At 36.6% G+C, this 17,003-nt stretch carries 14 protein-coding genes; 4 read left to right on the top strand and 10 right to left on the bottom strand.

The features are described 5' to 3' along the window. Positions 1-84: 84 nt before the first annotated feature. The 6 genes from IGL90_RS06165 to IGL90_RS06140 form a co-directional block, all read right to left on the bottom strand. Positions 85-702, bottom strand: coding sequence for a lysozyme family protein (locus IGL90_RS06165; RefSeq protein ID WP_002357646.1), 618 nt, complete (start codon positions 700-702; stop codon positions 85-87). A gap of 226 nt (positions 703-928) precedes the next feature. Next, positions 929-2,926: an N-acetylglucosamine-specific PTS transporter subunit IIBC gene (gene nagE, locus IGL90_RS06160; RefSeq protein ID WP_002374894.1), complete on the bottom strand. Its 1,998-nt coding sequence runs from the start codon at positions 2,924-2,926 to the stop codon at positions 929-931. Between the two features lie 36 nt (positions 2,927-2,962). Next, a complete protein-coding gene (locus tag IGL90_RS06155; RefSeq protein WP_002357655.1) occupies positions 2,963-3,796 on the bottom strand; it encodes a PRD domain-containing protein in 834 nt (277 codons plus the stop codon). A gap of 309 nt (positions 3,797-4,105) precedes the next feature. Next, positions 4,106-5,758: a peptide ABC transporter substrate-binding protein gene (locus IGL90_RS06150; protein ID WP_048737228.1), complete on the bottom strand. Its 1,653-nt coding sequence runs from the start codon at positions 5,756-5,758 to the stop codon at positions 4,106-4,108. A gap of 17 nt (positions 5,759-5,775) precedes the next feature. Beyond that, complete coding sequence (locus tag IGL90_RS06145; RefSeq protein WP_002369433.1) at positions 5,776-7,152, bottom strand: transglutaminase-like domain-containing protein; 1,377 nt, start codon at positions 7,150-7,152, stop codon at positions 5,776-5,778. 16 nt (positions 7,153-7,168) lie between these two features. Then, complete coding sequence (locus IGL90_RS06140; protein WP_048737230.1) at positions 7,169-8,233, bottom strand: dipeptide epimerase; 1,065 nt, start codon at positions 8,231-8,233, stop codon at positions 7,169-7,171. 275 nt (positions 8,234-8,508) lie between these two features. Here IGL90_RS06140 and IGL90_RS06135 point away from each other — a divergent pair, with 275 nt between their 5' ends. Continuing rightward, positions 8,509-8,853 carry a metal-sulfur cluster assembly factor gene (locus tag IGL90_RS06135; protein ID WP_002357660.1) on the top strand — a complete coding sequence of 115 codons (345 nt, stop codon included), beginning with the start codon at positions 8,509-8,511 and terminating at the stop codon, positions 8,851-8,853. A 97-nt stretch (positions 8,854-8,950) separates the two neighbouring features. Here IGL90_RS06135 and IGL90_RS06130 read toward each other — a convergent pair whose 3' ends face one another. Together IGL90_RS06130 and IGL90_RS06125 are read right to left on the bottom strand one after the other, a co-directional pair. Next, entirely contained in the window at positions 8,951-9,490 is a 540-nt protein-coding gene (locus IGL90_RS06130; RefSeq protein ID WP_048737232.1) for a GNAT family N-acetyltransferase, read from the bottom strand. 212 nt (positions 9,491-9,702) lie between these two features. Then, complete coding sequence (locus tag IGL90_RS06125; RefSeq protein ID WP_048737233.1) at positions 9,703-10,557, bottom strand: hypothetical protein; 855 nt, start codon at positions 10,555-10,557, stop codon at positions 9,703-9,705. A 286-nt stretch (positions 10,558-10,843) separates the two neighbouring features. On the opposite strand from IGL90_RS06125, the gene IGL90_RS06120 reads away from it, so the two are divergent. Then, on the top strand, positions 10,844-11,377 hold the full coding sequence (locus IGL90_RS06120) for a hypothetical protein (protein WP_002360384.1): 534 nt from the start codon (positions 10,844-10,846) through the stop codon (positions 11,375-11,377). Positions 11,378-11,392: 15 nt separating this feature from the next. Here IGL90_RS06120 and IGL90_RS06115 read toward each other — a convergent pair whose 3' ends face one another. Beyond that, positions 11,393-12,385 (bottom strand): alpha/beta hydrolase, encoded by a 993-nt coding sequence (locus IGL90_RS06115; RefSeq protein WP_016617300.1) that lies wholly within the window; start codon positions 12,383-12,385, stop codon positions 11,393-11,395. Between the two features lie 145 nt (positions 12,386-12,530). After that, the gene (gene lysA, locus IGL90_RS06110; protein WP_048737237.1) at positions 12,531-13,841 is read right to left on the bottom strand and encodes a diaminopimelate decarboxylase; all 1,311 of its coding nucleotides are present in this window, start codon (positions 13,839-13,841) and stop codon (positions 12,531-12,533) included. Between the two features lie 197 nt (positions 13,842-14,038). Between lysA and IGL90_RS06105 the strand changes: the two genes are divergently transcribed. Next, the gene (locus IGL90_RS06105; RefSeq protein WP_048737239.1) at positions 14,039-15,919 is read left to right on the top strand and encodes a fructose-1,6-bisphosphatase; all 1,881 of its coding nucleotides are present in this window, start codon (positions 14,039-14,041) and stop codon (positions 15,917-15,919) included. 154 nt (positions 15,920-16,073) lie between these two features. Continuing rightward, positions 16,074-16,961 carry a serine hydrolase gene (locus IGL90_RS06100; protein WP_048737255.1) on the top strand — a complete coding sequence of 296 codons (888 nt, stop codon included), beginning with the start codon at positions 16,074-16,076 and terminating at the stop codon, positions 16,959-16,961. The last annotated feature ends 42 nt before the right edge of the window (positions 16,962-17,003 follow it).

Raw genomic sequence — 17,003 nt, 5'->3', positions numbered from 1 at the left:
TAGTTTACTTGCATTTTCATGAAACTGCAAGAAAAGCCTAAAAAATTCCTGTAAGTTGAAAGAATTCTTTAGACTTTTCTCGTTTTAATTTAACTTTTCAATAAACCAACGATTCATTTTGACAATTTCCGCATAGAACATATTGCCACCATTTTGATAAAGGTAACCACCATTGTAAACTAACGCTTGCCAACGATAATAACGATATTTCGTATTTTGGTCATTCCCTAGCAACGGTGAAAGGACTTCTCTTGAATATTCTTCTGCTAACTCTGTCGTGTGTTTCCCGCCACGTTCTTTAACAAACTGAATATAATCCAGTCCATAATTATATGCTTGTACGCCTGTCCATTCATCACAGCCAGCTTCTTTTGCTTTCGCTAACGCTTCCGCGAGAAATTTGACGCCATGTGCGATACTTTCTTCTGGTGTTTCAATCACTTCTTGTTGTCCATAAACACTTTCACTGCTCTGCATAATATCGCCAGATTTTCCTTTAGATTCTGTATAGATAATCGCTAAAGCTAATGTTTTGTATTCAGGTATTTTATTTTTTTTGACTTCTGCTTCTACTTGTTTTTCAAAGGTCATTACCGTTTCAACATTTTGATGTATTTTATAGCCAAGATAGCCAAGACCAGCAACTAAACCAACAAACAAAAGTAGCATGATTTTATAAATTATTTTTCTTACTCTACGCATCGAATCATCCAAACTTTTTCTTTTAAGATACGTTCTATGTTACTTGAAATAACTGAAAAAAGCGAAGTTTTTGTTACTTCTTTAGTTTTATTTAATAAAAGTAACTTTTTTGTGAACAAACCGTAACTTCGCAAGATTGAACGTTTTCACCTAGAATAGAATAACAAGTAATTTTATCGAATTTCATCAAAAAAAGGGCTGCCTTACGGCTAGCCCTTTTTTACTTTTATTTTACGGTAACATTTCCGATTACATCATTCATTGAAGTCGTTTGACCTGCTTTTTGTAAATCGTATTGAGCAACGATGTCTTGATTTGTGAAAACAACAATTAAATCTGATTTTTTGCCAGCTTGTTCTAATGCGGCTAAATCAATGGTTGCAATTTTATCGCCTTGTTTTACAACTTGGCCTTCTTCAACATGTAATGTAAATGGTCCACCTTGTAACTCAACAGTATCTAGACCCATGTGTAATAATACTTCAATGCCTGAATCTGTTTGGATACCTAACGCATGTTTTGTTGGGAAAATGCTAGTAATTTTACCAGCAACGGGTGTTGAAACTTCGCCGTCTGTTGGTACGACAGCAAAACCGTCACCCATCATTTTTGCTGAGAAAACATCATCTGGTACTTCAGAAATAGGAATAACTTTCCCATTCGCTACAGAATATAATTCAGTTTCTTTTGTTGAAACCGGTGCTTTTTCTTCAACAACTGGTTGAGAAACAGGTGTTTCTTTGACTGGTGTTGCTGGCGCTTGGTGGTTATATAATCGTTGCATTTCGTCAGCAACAAATTGTACTTCCGTACCAACGATCACTTGGATATTGGTGTCATCAATGACTTTCACACCAGGAACCCCAGTTGCTTTAATTTTTGCTTGATCCACTTTGCCTGTATCTTTCACTGTTAAGCGTAAACGAGTTGTACAGTTATCAATAGAAGTTACATTAGCATCAGCGCCTAAACCATCATAAATACGACGAGCTAGAGAAGCAAATTTGTTGTCGCCTTCTGCAACATCTGGCGTTTCTTCGCCATCGCCTTCTTCACGTCCTGGTGTCATTAAGTTAAACTTAGTGATTGCAAAACGGAAACCGAAGTAGTAAATTGCTGCAAAGACAAGTCCTTGAACCACCAACATCATTGGATGATTCGCGACTGGGTTTTTCAAACTTAAGAAGAAGTCTACAAAACCTGCACTAAAGGCAAAGCCAGCTGTCCAATGCATAAACGCAGCGAATGCTAAAGAAATACCTGTAAAGACTGCATGTAAAACATATAAAGGCCAAGCAACGAACATAAATGAGAATTCTAAAGGTTCAGTTACGCCTGTAAAGAAAGCCGCAAAACCAGCAGCTAACATTAATGAAGCTGTAACTTTTTTCTTCTCAGGACGTGCACATTGATAAATAGCAAACGCGCCTGCTGGTAAACCAAACATCATTACTGGGAAGAAACCAGCTTGATACATCCCTGTTTGTCCTACAATTGCTTTACCAGTATCTAACGCTTGTTGACCAGCTAAAAAGTTCCCAATATCATTGATACCAGCAACATCAAACCAGAAAACAGAATTCAAGGCATGGTGTAAGCCTGTTGGAATTAATAGTCGGTTAAAGAAACCATACAAGCCAGCTCCTACGAAACCTAAGCTAGAGATTCCTTTACCAAAAGCAACTAATCCGTTATAAACAACTGGCCAGAAGAAGAATAAGACAGCTGAGATTGCTAACATCGAAATAGCTGACATAATAGGAACTAAACGTTTTCCACTAAAGAATGATAAAGCCATTGGCAATTTCACACCAGAGAAACGATTATACATTGCCGCAGCAACTAAACCAGCGACAATCCCGACAAAGACATTGTTGTCCATGCTGTTGAAGGCTGGGTTTACTTCAGCAATATCCTTGAAGCCTTTAATGGCTTGGATAGAAGCAGGCGCTAAAACAGTTTTTGGCACTAAATAAGCGACTAAACCAGCTAATGCTGCCGATCCATCTTTATCTTTTGACATTCCTAACGCTAAACCAACCGCAAATAATAATGCTAAGTTGTTTAAGATAGCCAAACCACCATTCATTAGAAAAGTTGTGGCTGGACTAGCGCCGATTGTTCCCACGATCCAGTTAGCAATACCGACTAATAAAGAAGCCGCCGGTAATACAGCAACTGGTAACATTAACGAACGTCCCATTCTTTGCATATACGCTTTCATTATACGTAACTCCTCACATAAACTATTTAATTTTTATTATTTGGTCATTCTTAATCGTTCAATGTGAATCGATAAATAACCAAGTTCTTCATTTGGTACTTGATAATGAAAATTTCTCATTAATAAGACTTGTACTTTTTTTGAGATTTCATAGCTTTCAGCATACTTTTTCTTTACGACTTCCAAAATTTCTTCATCTAAAACAGCGTATTGATTTTGTTGGAAGCGATGAATAAACAAACGTAAATGATTCACCAAACGTGAATAACTGAGACTATTTTTATCATCATGAATATCAATAGCCAATTCCTGCTCGATTAAATGAATAATTTCAGAAACGATTGTAACTTCACGGATACTTTTACTATTATCAGTACGCCCGCTGCGAGCACTATGGATATGAATTGCAATATACCCCGCTTCATCATAACTAAATGGAATCTCTAAGGTTTGTGTTAAATATTCTACAGCCCATTGAGCAATAGCAAATTCTTCACTATATAAAATCTCAATTTCACTTAAAAGCTTGTTCCGAACAATAATATTATTTTGAATATTTTCAGCTGCAAAAGCAATGTGATCACTCAACCCAATATTAATATGTTCATTCAACTTTTCACCCAATACCGTTTCAGCATGTTGGATAATTTCTTCACTCGCTAAAAAGTATTTGTCTTCAATTTGTGATAGCAGTACTTGAAGTTTTTTCAGTCCTTCTGGCTCCATCACAAACATCCGCTCCACCAATTGTCGAGATAAGACATCATTTTTAGTCTTATTAAACCCGACGCCTTTACCGACAGCTACTTTCTCCTGTCCTTCGTCAAGAACAAGTACAGCATTTTGATTTAGCACCTTTTTAATTTTCATAAATGACCCTCTTCTGCAGAAGTAATTCTAACATCTTCAGTGAAAACAACAAAAAAAGCATAGAACAATCCCGTTAAACATGTTGCGTAACCATTGTACACCACATTGTATTACGAAATTCTTCCATGCCTAGTATTATCTAGTCACATGAAAACGCTATTCATTTGTTAACAGTGCTTATTCTAACGAGTATCATTATTTTTGTCAACCTTTTTCAATTATTTTTTTATTAATTGTTGACTATTAACAAAAAAGAAGCTCTTATCGGGAAAAAAGTACCTTCAGCTAAAGGTACTTTTTTTCACTAATTTATTCTTTATAGGCATACTTATATGTGCTCGTTGCACCGAAGTTATGATACTGAATACCTTTGACACCTGGTCGTATAAGCTGACTACGAGCCTCTTGGTATAAAGGAATTAAAGCGGCATCTTCTTCCACCAATACTTTTTCAGCTTTAATTAATGTTTGCCAACGAGTTTCAGGATCATTTGCGTATTTAGTTGTTGACTCTTCAATTAGTTGATCAAACGTTGGGCTAGAATAGTTCATACGGTTACCACTAACTGAGCTTTCTAAGAAAGTCATTGGATCCTGATAATCGGGTCCCCACATGCCAACAGACAATTCATAATCCCCTTTTCTCATTAATTCAATCGCATTATTTAAAGGAACTGTTTTGACATTAATAGTGAGACCTGGCAACGTTTCTTGTAACTGGCCTTGGATAAATTCAGCAACTTTTCGGTCACTATCACCATCTCTTGAAAGAAGTTCAATGGCTACATCTCCGTTTAGCTCTGCTTTTGCTTTATCTAAATACTCTTTGGCTTTTTTGGCGTCTGTTTTGACAAGGGCGCCTGCTTCTTGACGAAAATCTTCATTCGTTTCTGGGTTATATACAAATTTTTCTGGAATGTACCCATAAATTTCTTTTGAACCATCTGCTAAAATATTGTCGACTAAACTTTTTTTATCCAAAGCATAAGCTAAAGCTTTGCGGACATTCTCATTTGCAAAAATGGATGGTTTTTCGTTTCTTTTTTGGTTTAAACGTAAGGAATAGACTTTTGATCGTTCGATTGCTTCATAGTCTGGGTTGTCTCGATTTTGTTTAGCAAAATCTCCTGTTAAGACAGCCACATCTAATTCACCTGATTCGTACAAATTGTAAACGGTATTTGTTTCTTTAAGAACTTCAAAATGAATCGTTTCTGATTTTACTTTTTCTTTATCGTAATAGTCGGGATTACGCACAAAATCCCACGACATCGCTGACTGATCCCAATTTTTCATTAAAAACGGACCATTAGATACAATCATTTCACTAGAAGTGCCATAGGCTTGTCCTTTTTCTTTCACGAATGCTTCGTTTTGTGGGAAAAATGGAGAAAATGCCAATAACGACGTAAAATATGGTACAGGCTTTTCTAAAGTAACCTCTAAAGTATAATCATCAAGCGCTTTGACACCCAATTCCTCTGGTGCTTTTTCCTCTTTTGTAATAGCTGTTCCGTTCAGAATCGTTCCTTCTAACAAGAAAAAGTAATTAGCTTGGTTTTTGGGATTCGCTAATTTACGCCAAGCAAAAACGAAATCATTGGCTGTTACAGCATCACCATTGGACCACTTGCCATCTTCTCTTAGTTTAATGGTATATCGTTTGCCATCCTCAGAAATTTCTGGCATCTCTTTAGCAGCAGCAGGTATTAGTTGATCTTTTTCATCCAATTGATATAACCCTTCAAAGACATTGGACTGTGCGTTAATACTGGCTTCATCTTGTGTAAAAATAGAATCCATTGAACCGATTTCCGAGTTCTCCATTAAATTTAAAACTTTTTTCGAGACACTGGTTTTATCAGTTGCTTTCTCGTCTATTTTTGTTTCTGCTGTTGTGCCACAACCTACCAAGACCGTACTAACAAATAACATAATCCCCATCATTTTTAACTTTTTCATACTATTCCCCCTATGTGTCAATCAAACGGCAACTCTTCCATGGAAAGCCGTTCTTGCGAAACTATCAAGCATGCGTAGGGCAAGCCCTCATTTTCGTACTCAAATTCTCCCCGCTGGTTGTCAATTGGGTCTGCACGCAATTGCATTTTTGACGGCTGAAAGTCTGCCTGGATCTCACTATTTGCGACCATTCTAAAAACATCTAAATTGCCGAAATAATGATTCCACCGCTGTCTATCCCCGTCTCGGTAAGCACCTCCGCCAAAAGACAAATCCGCAAAGAGCCAGCCGTACGGTTCTATATAAAATTGTGCCCAATCATGACAGCCTGTATAATGTGTAGAAACATATAATCCCGATTGCCATTTGGCTGGTATCCCTGCAATCCGACAAAGCGTGATAAACAAAATCGCTTGCACGCCGCAGTCACCTTTTAAATTAGTTGCAGCATACTCTGAAATATTGGAAATTGTAAAATATTCACGCATGAAAGAATAATGAATCTTTGTCGTCACAAAGTCATAAATCAAGCGTGCCTTTTTTAAGGGATTACTTTCATCGCCTACAATCTCATCTGCTAAATTTCTTAAATAAGGCGTGAATCGAATATGCGGTAACTGTTCCTCTAAATCAAAGCTTGGTTGCATTTTGTCTACGTTATTTTCTTCTAACTGTTGGTAAACCATCCGATTAACATAACAATATTCAACTGTAAACGTTTGATTTTCTTTTAAGATTGTTTCAAAACACAGTGTTCGTTGAGGCGCATCTTCTGCCGCAATATAGGTTGCTTCAGGTGACGTAGCTAGGATTTCAATTTCTGATTGTTGTTGACACGCTTTGGGCAGCGGCAAATGGACACGAACACGCTCACCTGGACGCTCAAATTCTTTTTTCACCTGAATGGTGGCTTTAATTGTTGTTCTCACTTTTCTACCACCGTTTTTTTGCATTTGTTCGATGTTCTCTTTTAGTTCTTTTTTGCGGAGAATTTCTAATTGATTGCTTTCTGCTTCCCGCAAACGTGCAACATATGCCGCATTTGTTTTAATTAAATTGGCCAAAAATCGAAGTTGGAAATACGGTTCACCATCAATATAAACCCAGTCCACTAATCCCGTTTCTTTTAAACGAATTAATTCCTCTGTTTGATAATCCTGAAAAGTGTCTCTCATCATTTGATCAGCTTTTGCAAAGCTATGAGGATACTCATTCATACGCATCATTTTAATGACATCTTTTTCAATTATCAAACGTTCTTTTAATGCCTGCGGAAGTTCTTTTGTCAACCAAAAATCAATGGCAATATCCGCACTTGCAAAATCGCCAAATTCTTTCACCCTTTGAATTTCCTCAGGCAAAGGGACACTAAGATACTTTAAATCATACTTCATTTGCTTTACTCCTTTTTTAATGAGAAATGCCTAATCCAGCTGCTTCTCCTAATTCCAATAATGGTTTTGCTTCTAAGGATACGCCCCCAGTTACGGGCGCAGTTTCTAAACCGAATGTCGCATCTAAATCTGCTCGTGTGATATTCTTTTGAGCAGCAGCTAAATGGGCAGCAGCCGTGATGCCAATGGTTGTTTCTTCCGCCATGCAACCAATCATGCATTCGATGCCTGCTGTTTCACAAATCTGATTAATTTTCAGCGCTTCATGAATGCCGCCACACTTCATTAATTTTATATTGATAACATCGACTGTGCCTTTTTTAACTAATTCCAACGCATCTTGAGCATCAAAACAGCTTTCATCAGCCATAATTGTCGTATTAACTTGTGAAGTAACGTATTTTAGACCTTCTAAATTGCGCCTTTTAACTGGCTGTTCCACTAATTCAATTTGATAATCTGCCAATTCTTGAATTGCTTTAACAGCATCTTTGGGCGTCCAAGCCTGATTTGCATCTAAGCGGAGCTTGATATCAAAGCCAACTGCTTCACGAATCGCTTTTACTCTTGCGATATCAGCTTCAATTCCTGTTCCGACTTTAATTTTTAATGTATCAAAACCTAGTTTGACTTTTTCGACGGCTTTTTGTGCCATCACATTTGGTTCATCAATACCTAGTGTAATATCCGTTATTACTTGGTTATCATAGCCGCCTAACAATTGATAAAGAGGCAGTTGAGCTTTCTGACCCATCAAATCATAACAAGCAATATCGATTGCTGCTTTTGCCGCTGGAGCGAAAGCAGATATTTTATCCATCACTTCATGAATTTTCTCAATATTAAAGGGGTTTAAGCCAATGATTGCTTGGCCAAATAATTCGATCGTTTCAATCGTGCCAGCCAACGTTTCACCGGTAATAAAAATGCCTGGCCCTCCTTCTCCATATCCAACTAATCCCTCTTCTGTTTCAATTTCCACAATTGCACTATCCGCTGATTCTATCGTCCCCAAAGCGATCGTAAATGTTTCTTTCAGTTTAATTTTCGATGCCCTAACATGTACCTGCTTAATTTTCATAAAATCCTCCCTTTGATATTTCCAATTGACTGAAAATTCAGTTTTTTAAAAATATCCAAAAATTAAATTTAGATTGTTATCGATCATTCTAAACTCATTGTTTTCTAATGTCAACAAAATAATGAGATTTCAATTAAAATAAAATGAATTTCTAATTTTATGAGCTTTTTTAATAAATCAGTAAATTCCATGACATGTGAGATACTTCTCATTTACAAACATTCTTAAAAAAGGTATGATAGTAAAGAGGCAACTTGCAAAGGAGTAGAAGACGAATGAGTGAACAACCTCAACAACGTTCAACCGAAGAAGTTGAAGCAATTAAAGAAGATATTTTAACTGCATTAGAAACAGTGATTGACCCTGAATTAGGCATCGATATTGTTAATTTAGGACTAATTTATGAAGTTGAATTTGCAGAAGAAACTGGTGATACTGTCATCAAAATGACCTTAACCACAATGGGTTGTCCGTTAGCAGATGTTTTAACAGAACAAATCCATGGTGTTTTAAAAGATATTCCTGAAGTGAATAATATCGAAGTAAAATTAGTCTGGTATCCTGCTTGGACAACGGATAAAATGAGCCGTTACGCACGAATTGCTTTGGGTATTCGCTAGTTATTTCGAGACTAATGATAAAAAACATATGAAAGAACCGATTGGTCCGTTCTTTCATATGTTTTTTTGTTTGTTTAATTTACTTATTTGAAAAAAACTACCTGATGCCATCAATACTTGGCTTTTTCCAAATTTTTGCTACTGGATGGAAGTCTAATAAAAACTGTAGCTGCGTTCCACCGAAGCCTGACGCTCCAGCAAACATGATATGAAAAGTGAGTCCTCTATCCATAATCAGATACCCTGTATCCTGCACGCCATTTCTTTCATAAAACTGATAACGTTTTTCTCTTTGGGCTTCATTCGCTGCATTTTTGCCAATTTCTTCACTCTCTAAAAGAACCCCCTTAGGATAACGTGTCTTCAATAACTCTAACACGGTTGAGCCTAATCGTTGGTTTCGGTGGTGCTGATCAATTGCAAAGAAAAAGACATAGGTTGCTTCAGGTGCAATTGGACTATTTAACAAAATCCCCACGTTCTCATCCGCCTCTTGAATAACAAACAAATGAAATTTTCCTGCTTGAGAAGACGTCAATAATTGATCAAATGGCAGTCTCTCTTCTTCTGGAAAAGCTTCTATGTAGGTTGCTTCCCAATAGGCTTGATTTTCTTGATTTAATAATGTGAATTGCATAAAAGCTCCTTTCTAAAATGATTGCTTCGTACTAATAACTTTTGTTACTTACATAAGACCGAAAAGGTATTTAAACATGCGACTGGTTAGCCCTATACGCAATTATTTTTTGATACTAATCTAGTAGTTTAATTGTTCTCTGTTTCTGAGTCAATAAAAGAGCACACGATTCGAGTCTTTCAACATTTAGCGAAAAGGCGATTCTTATTTCATTACAACCGATTCACTATTCGCTGCCCTCTTTTTTCTATTCGTTGATTTACTTGAACTAAATATTCATTTATCTCCTCTATATTCTGAGGTAAGATAAACGAGTCTTTTTTCAAATGATTTTTCCATAGCGCTACTGGTTGATACTGTTCATTTAAAAATGGTTGCATCTCATACGTATGAACGTAGCTTTCCCATGAATGAAATGAAGCTAAAAATATCGAAAGTTGTTCTAAGGAATAATCCCAATAATCTTTAAACGATAAGCTTCTTCCGCTGTTAAATCCTAGTGGAACTACTGTAATGTTTCCAATTGAATGGGTAAGTTCGGCAAAACGCTTTAATTGTGGGTCCTGATGAACTCGCTCAAAGTTAGTAAAATTGTCGAGAAGGAATTCATTCCATGTATATTTTTTGGGTACAGGATTTGGTAAATAGTCAGGAAAAGCTTGGTCAAAATAAGTTAAATATCGGTCCGAAATCACAGCCGATGTCCCGGAATCATGAGGCGGATACTTGCTATTTACTGCAAGCAAATTCTGTTCAGAAGGTTTTTCTAAATAGCTTTCTTGATTTTCCCCAATTACTTCCGCTGGTCTAAAGAAATTGGGATAAACAAGTTGTAACATAATTTTATACGTTGTCCAAAATGAGTTCATAATATCTTTGTGCTCGGTCGCCTTCCCAGTTAACTTTAAAAAAACATCCTCCACAACCTCGTACTTTTCAATATGGACATTCGATGTTCTAGCTTTTAAAATATTTTTAACTGGCTGCTGTTGGTCATACTCTTGACCCAAAAGCAACTTCTTTAAATCATCTTTCGCTGAAATTGTCTTAACTGTAATCTCCGCCACTTTGAATAACTCCCATCCTACGATTTTCTCTATATTCTTTTATATTATTATACTAGAAAAACGCTCCCTCCTGCCCTTTTTTAATCAACAAATCAGTAATTAGAAAACACCAACGAAACAGAAGTGCAACACTAGCATGCGAAAAAATGCGATCGGCAACTTATTTTTTAGACACTCTGTGTGTTTCGTATAGTCGAGGCTGGTTGCGTGTATTTTTTTCAAGAAAATTGAGAACAGCTATGGTATAGTCAAAACTACAATTATTTCAAACACGGAGCGACAGTTTATGGAAATGTACCAAGTAATTAGATATTTTTTAAATGAAATGGAGAAAAAGATTTGGCATGCCTTGTTAACATTAGTACTTTTTTGTCTTTATATTTCCATTTTTGATGTTCCTTTTACAATTAAAAATACATTCATCGGCAGACTACTTTTCCCGAAAGCTTTTATGAACGCAGGAAGTGCGAATCTGATTTTTTATTTGATTAGTTTTTTTGGTTTTTTATGGTCGATTTTCATTTTTGCTTATCTATTGAATAAGACACGCCTCAAATTATTAAATAAAACCTTTCCTTATCTTTTGGAAATATTAGAAGTCTGTATTTTGCCTTTAGTGATTCTTTTTGCTTACATTTATATTTATTTGCGGGTCCATGGCGAAGGTTTCAGCTATATACGAGAATCTCTTTTACAGCAAGAGTTAACTTATTCAATGAAATGGTTCCTTTGCCTTGGTAGTTTGGCGCCGTTATTTTTCTTTTTAAGCACTTTAAATTTAACTAAACGAGTCAGACAAAAAAAAGACATGGAATCATGAAAATCCATGTCTTTTTTAGTCGGATATTGTTTTTACCGCAGGACAGTTTTCTTCCAAAAATTCAAAAATACTACTGTAATAATTTTCAGGTTCGTAGACACTTGAAGATAAATGTGGTGCTTTAGCAACAATGAGGCCTTTTTTTATCCCCTGAGTTGCCGCTAAATTTTCTTCAAACATTGTCATTGGAACAAAGCGATCACCTGTACCGTGAATAAAGAATGTGGGCAACGTATTTTTGTGTAATTGTCTCACGGAAGAAGCGGTTTTCAATTGAAAGCCATAGTTATTTAATGCTAATTGATTAGCAATTGTTAAAATAGGAAAAGCGGGTAAATGAAAAGATTCATGTAGGACGTATTTAAATTCATCATAAACAGAAGTGTAGCCACAATCCACTATTAATCCGCGCACATTCGTTGGTAACTTTTCACCACTTGCCATCATGACAGTAGCCGCTCCCATGGAACCGCCCACTAAAATAATTTCTGCTTCCATATCAATGGCAAGAACTTCACTAAGCCAACTTAATAAATCTAACCGATCCAGCCATCCCATCCCAATTTTATTCCCTGAACTTTTCCCGTGCGCACGCAAATCGGGAACTAAAACATTGTAGCCTTCTTCTGCAAAACGTAATGCAGTATATGCCATATCGCGTTTTCCGTTTGAACGATAACCATGCACACAAATCGCCCAACGATGGTTATCTGGATAAGGAATAAAGCACCGTGCATACAATGTTTCATCTTTAATTTTCAACCAACGATCTTCAGCAAAAGACTCTGTCCAAAAAGCTTCGCCTTCTTGTTTTTGTTGTTCTTCTATTTTAGTATATCTTGTTTCTCGTTCTTGAAAATTATCAGGATTTAATAACCGATGCCCTTTTTTATGATACCAAGGGTTGTCTTTAAGCAACGCGATTTTCAAAAAATAATTGGCAATGTAAACAGAAAAAACAACGCCAATCATTGCAAAAATGATCAGTAACCCGAGGAGCCATTTCATCTGCAAATCACACCCTCTTCTAAAGTATTTCCTTCTTCATTTAATATACTATGGATTTTTCATTTCTGAAAGAAATCACCCTTACATTTTGTTATTTTTTGAAAAAAAGCAGCCGTCTCAAAAAGAGACGGCTACTTTTAATCTATCAACAATCCAACGTTGTCATATCTTCATATGTCTCACGGCGAGCAACTAATTTTGCTTGTCCATCTTCGACAAAAACCACCGCTGGTCGAGGATTTCGGTTGTAATTACTTGCCATTGAATAACCGTAAGCCCCCGTACTACTAATGGCCAATAAATCCCCTGCTTTAACTTCTGGCAATAAAATATCTCGAAGTAAGACATCTCCTGATTCGCAATATTTACCAACCACTGTGACTTTCTTGACTGAATCATGCCCCTCACGATTCGCTAGAAAACCATCATAAACTGCTTGATACAAAGCAGGCCGTATATTATCACCCATGCCACCATCTACGGAAACAAAATGACGAACACCAGGAACCTCTTTTTGCGCGCCAACTGTATATATCGTTGTGCCCGCTTCGGCAATTAAACTGCGGCCTGGTTCAATCCAAAGCTCAGGCAGTGGATACCCTAATTGTTCACAATGACCTTTCAAGGAATAAACAATTTTTTCAACAAATGTTGCTGGTGCTAATGGCTCATCTTGCTGCGTGTACTGCACACCAAAACCACCACCCATATTTAAAACACGTGCTGTAAATTGATGGACTTGCCGCCAGTCTTCTAAAATAGTGAACATTTTTTCAACAGCAGCTAAAAAGCCTTCCACAGCAAAAATTTGCGAGCCAATATGGCAATGGACCCCTTGCACATCAAAAGAGGGATTCGATAAAAGACGAACGAGCGCTTCTGTTGCCTGGCCACTTGCAACATCAAAACCAAATTTTGAATCTTCTTGACCTGTCAAAATGTAATCATGTGTTTCTGCATCCACGCCAGGACTCACTCGAAAAAGAACTTTTTGTGTTTGGTTTCGTGTAGCTAATAATTCTTCCAACAAGTCAATTTCGTAAAAATTATCAATGACAATTGTACCTATTTTGTTATCCAAAGCATAACGTAATTCTTCAGGGGTTTTATTATTTCCATGGAACTCAATTTCCGCTGGCTCCATGCCCCCTTTTAAAGCTGTGAATAGTTCTCCACCAGAGACAACATCGCAAGCAATATCTTCTTCCTTTAACACTTGATAAATAGCTAAACAACTAAATGCTTTACTTGCATAAACCACTTTATTTTTGATACCTAATTGATTTAACGTTTGTTTAAAACCACGTGCTTGTGCGCGAATATGAGCGACATCATAGACAAATAACGGCGTCCCGAATTTTTTCACCAACTTTACGATGTCACAACCACCGATTTCTAAATGATTTTCCCGATTCATTTTTGCTGTACCAAATAACATGTTTTCCCGCCCCTTCATTTTGTTTTATTAAAAATCATAGCATAAAACCCAGTAGCTTCCTATAATTTTCCACATTTTTCTCTGACTTTCTCCTGTTGCTTTTTTTAGCCAAATAGCCTACAATAATTGGCATACGAATAAAAAACCTTTATTATCAAGACTTTAATCTTTTAAATCAAAATTGGTATATACGAAAAAGAAAGAAGGCAGATGACTTGGCTACACTGAACCGCGATCAACAAATTGAAGAAATTATTAATTTGGAAGCAATTTTGAATTTACCGAAAGGAACAGAACATTTTGTCAGTGATTTACATGGTGAATTTGAAGCTTTTGACCATATTTTAAGAAATGGTTCTGGGCGAATCCGAGAAAAAGTTCAATTTTTATTTAAACAAGAATTAAATGCCCATCAGATGGACGAGCTTTGTTTTATTATCTACTATCCAGAAGAAAAATTAACACTTTTAGAAAATGAAAGCGCCCTCTCTTATGAATGGTGGCTATTAACGATTCGCCGTCTGGTTGAAATCGTCCGTTCTTCTTCGATGAAGTACACACGTTCTAAAGTTCGCAAAGCCCTTCCTGAAACCTATGGGTATATTCTCGAAGAATTGATTTATCAATATGATGAAACAACAACCAAAAACGGTTACTATCAACAAATTATTGAAAAAATTATTTTACTAGGTGAAGCCAAACGTTTCGTGACAGAATTAGCTTATCTAATCCAACGTCTGATTATTGATCACCTACATGTTATTGGTGATATCTATGATCGGGGGCCAGCACCAGATAAAATTATGGACCGATTAATGTCCTATCACTCCTTGGATATTCAACTAGGCAATCATGATATGATTTGGCTGGCTGCTTATAGTGGTTCACTGGCTTGTTTAGCCAATGTAGTACGTATTTGTGCTCGCTATGGAAATTTAGATTTGTTAGAAGAACGTTATGCTATCGATTTAACCGCCTTAAAAAAATTTAGTTTAGAAACGTATAAAGAAAATCCTGCTTTTGCACCCAAGAAAAATCCCTATCGTGCGTTAACTGAAGCTGAAAAACAAGTAGCGATGCGTGTGCAACAAGCCATTGCCATTATTCAAGAAAAACTAGAAGGCCAAATTATTGGTCGACGCCCTGATTTTAACTTGGCACATCGGCTACGCTTAGATAAGATTCAAGGGGAAACTATTACTTTTGACAAATGTCGTTATACATTAATTAACAGCTGTTTCCAAACCGTTTCTGAAGAGCAGCCTTACCAATTAACACGTGAGGAAAAACAGATAATTGATGATTTATTAACGCAATTTCAATCTTCACCGCGGTTAACAAAACACATGCACTTTCTAATGGAAAAAGCTTCTCTTTACCTTGTGTATAATCAAAATTTATTGATTCATGGCTGTCTGCCTCTGAATGCGGACGGTACTTTTCAAGCTTATACATTTAAAGGCCACTCCTATTCAGGAAAAGCTTTAGTTGACTTCTTTCAGGAAATGTTAGAAGAAGCTTATGCTCAGCCTGCTAGTACAGATGACTATGCAACAGATTGTTTATGGTATCTTTGGTGTGGCGAAGGTTCCTCATTATTTGGTAAACGAGCTATGAAAACCTTTGAGCGTTATTTTCTCGCTGAAAAAGAAACACATCATGAAGAAAAGAATCCTTACTACTCTTTGCGTGATACGGTTGAAGTTTGTGAAAGAATCCTAGATGAATTTGAAGTGACTGGTGAAAATCGACATATCATTAATGGCCATACACCAGTTAAACGAACAAAAGGCGAATCGCCAATCAAAGCAAATGGCACGCTTCTCGTAATTGACGGCGGCTTTTCAAAATCTTATCAGACAATTACTGGAATTGCTGGTTATACATTGTTGTACAACTCGTTTGGTTTACAACTGACCGCGCATAAATCTTTTTCTAGTAAAGAAACAGCCATTTTAAATAATCAAGACATTCATTCCATCAAACAAGTCATCGATCGTCCCTTACAGCGGCTATTGGTGAAAGATACCACTATCGGCAAAGAGCTATTAAAGCAATCGCAAGCACTCCAAAAACAAATGAAACAAAACCAGTAGTGCCGTTAAAAAGACGCTTGCGCTCTTATCCGAAAAATGATTAAATGGAGGAGTTGAGAAAAATATCTATTAGAGAAACGGAAAGGGTTTTACATTGAAGAAACAGCAACTCTCACTATACGGCACCATTTTCTTTCTTTGCTTTTTCCTAATTGTGGGCTTCTTCTTCTCAAGTCGTGGCGAAGATTATGCCAAAGAATCTGAACAAAAAGTTACAATTGATTCCGCCAAACATGAGAAGCATACGAAAGACAAGGAAGAAAATAATTCAGCAAATACAGTATTTTTTGATAAAATAAATGACCTGCTCGTCGCTTCTGTCAAAGAATTTGAAGGAACGGTCGGGATTAGTTATTTAGATTTGGAAACTGGCGAACAGCGTTCCGTGAATGGCCAACATGAATTTTATACAGCTAGTACTATTAAAGTGCCCCTGACGATGCTAGTCGCCGACACGGTTGCTTCTGGTCAAAAAAAATGGACAGACCTGATTCCCTATAACGCCGAAGAAGATTATGAAGAAGGAACTGGGATCATTGCCTATAATATCCAACCAGAATATCCATTAAAAACGTTACAAGAATATGCCATCACCTATTCTGATAATATCGCTAAAAATATGCTCTATGATACATTGGGTGGTGATGCAAAAGCAAAACGAGAAATGTATCAGCGTTATTTGCACAAGACACCTTCGATTGAAGAGCCACAATTTTCTTCGGAAGATGCGCTTGTTATTCTACAAAAATTATATACTGAAAAAGCAACAAAACCAGATTACCAAGCGATTTATGATTCTATGAAACAAAGTGTTTTCCATGAAAGAATGGATACTCCCACAACTCAAGGAAAAGTTGCTCATAAAATTGGTTCCTATGATGAATTTATTCATGATATGGGGATTTTAGAAACACCTCACCCCTTTGCTTTAGCAATTTTTACTAAAGGACCTGATAATGCTAAGAGTGCTGCGTTTATTGCTTCAGTGACAGATAAGTTATGGCAATTACAGGTGTCTGAATATCCTAATGATAACAGTTAAGAAAATACCCTTGGTTTATTAAGATGACTTAATAAACCAAGG

The sequence above is a fragment of the Enterococcus sp. DIV1307a genome, from assembly GCF_050537425.1.
GTDB classification, from domain to species: Bacteria; Bacillota; Bacilli; order Lactobacillales; family Enterococcaceae; genus Enterococcus; species Enterococcus faecalis.
This window is presented reverse-complemented; position numbering and strand designations above follow the sequence as displayed.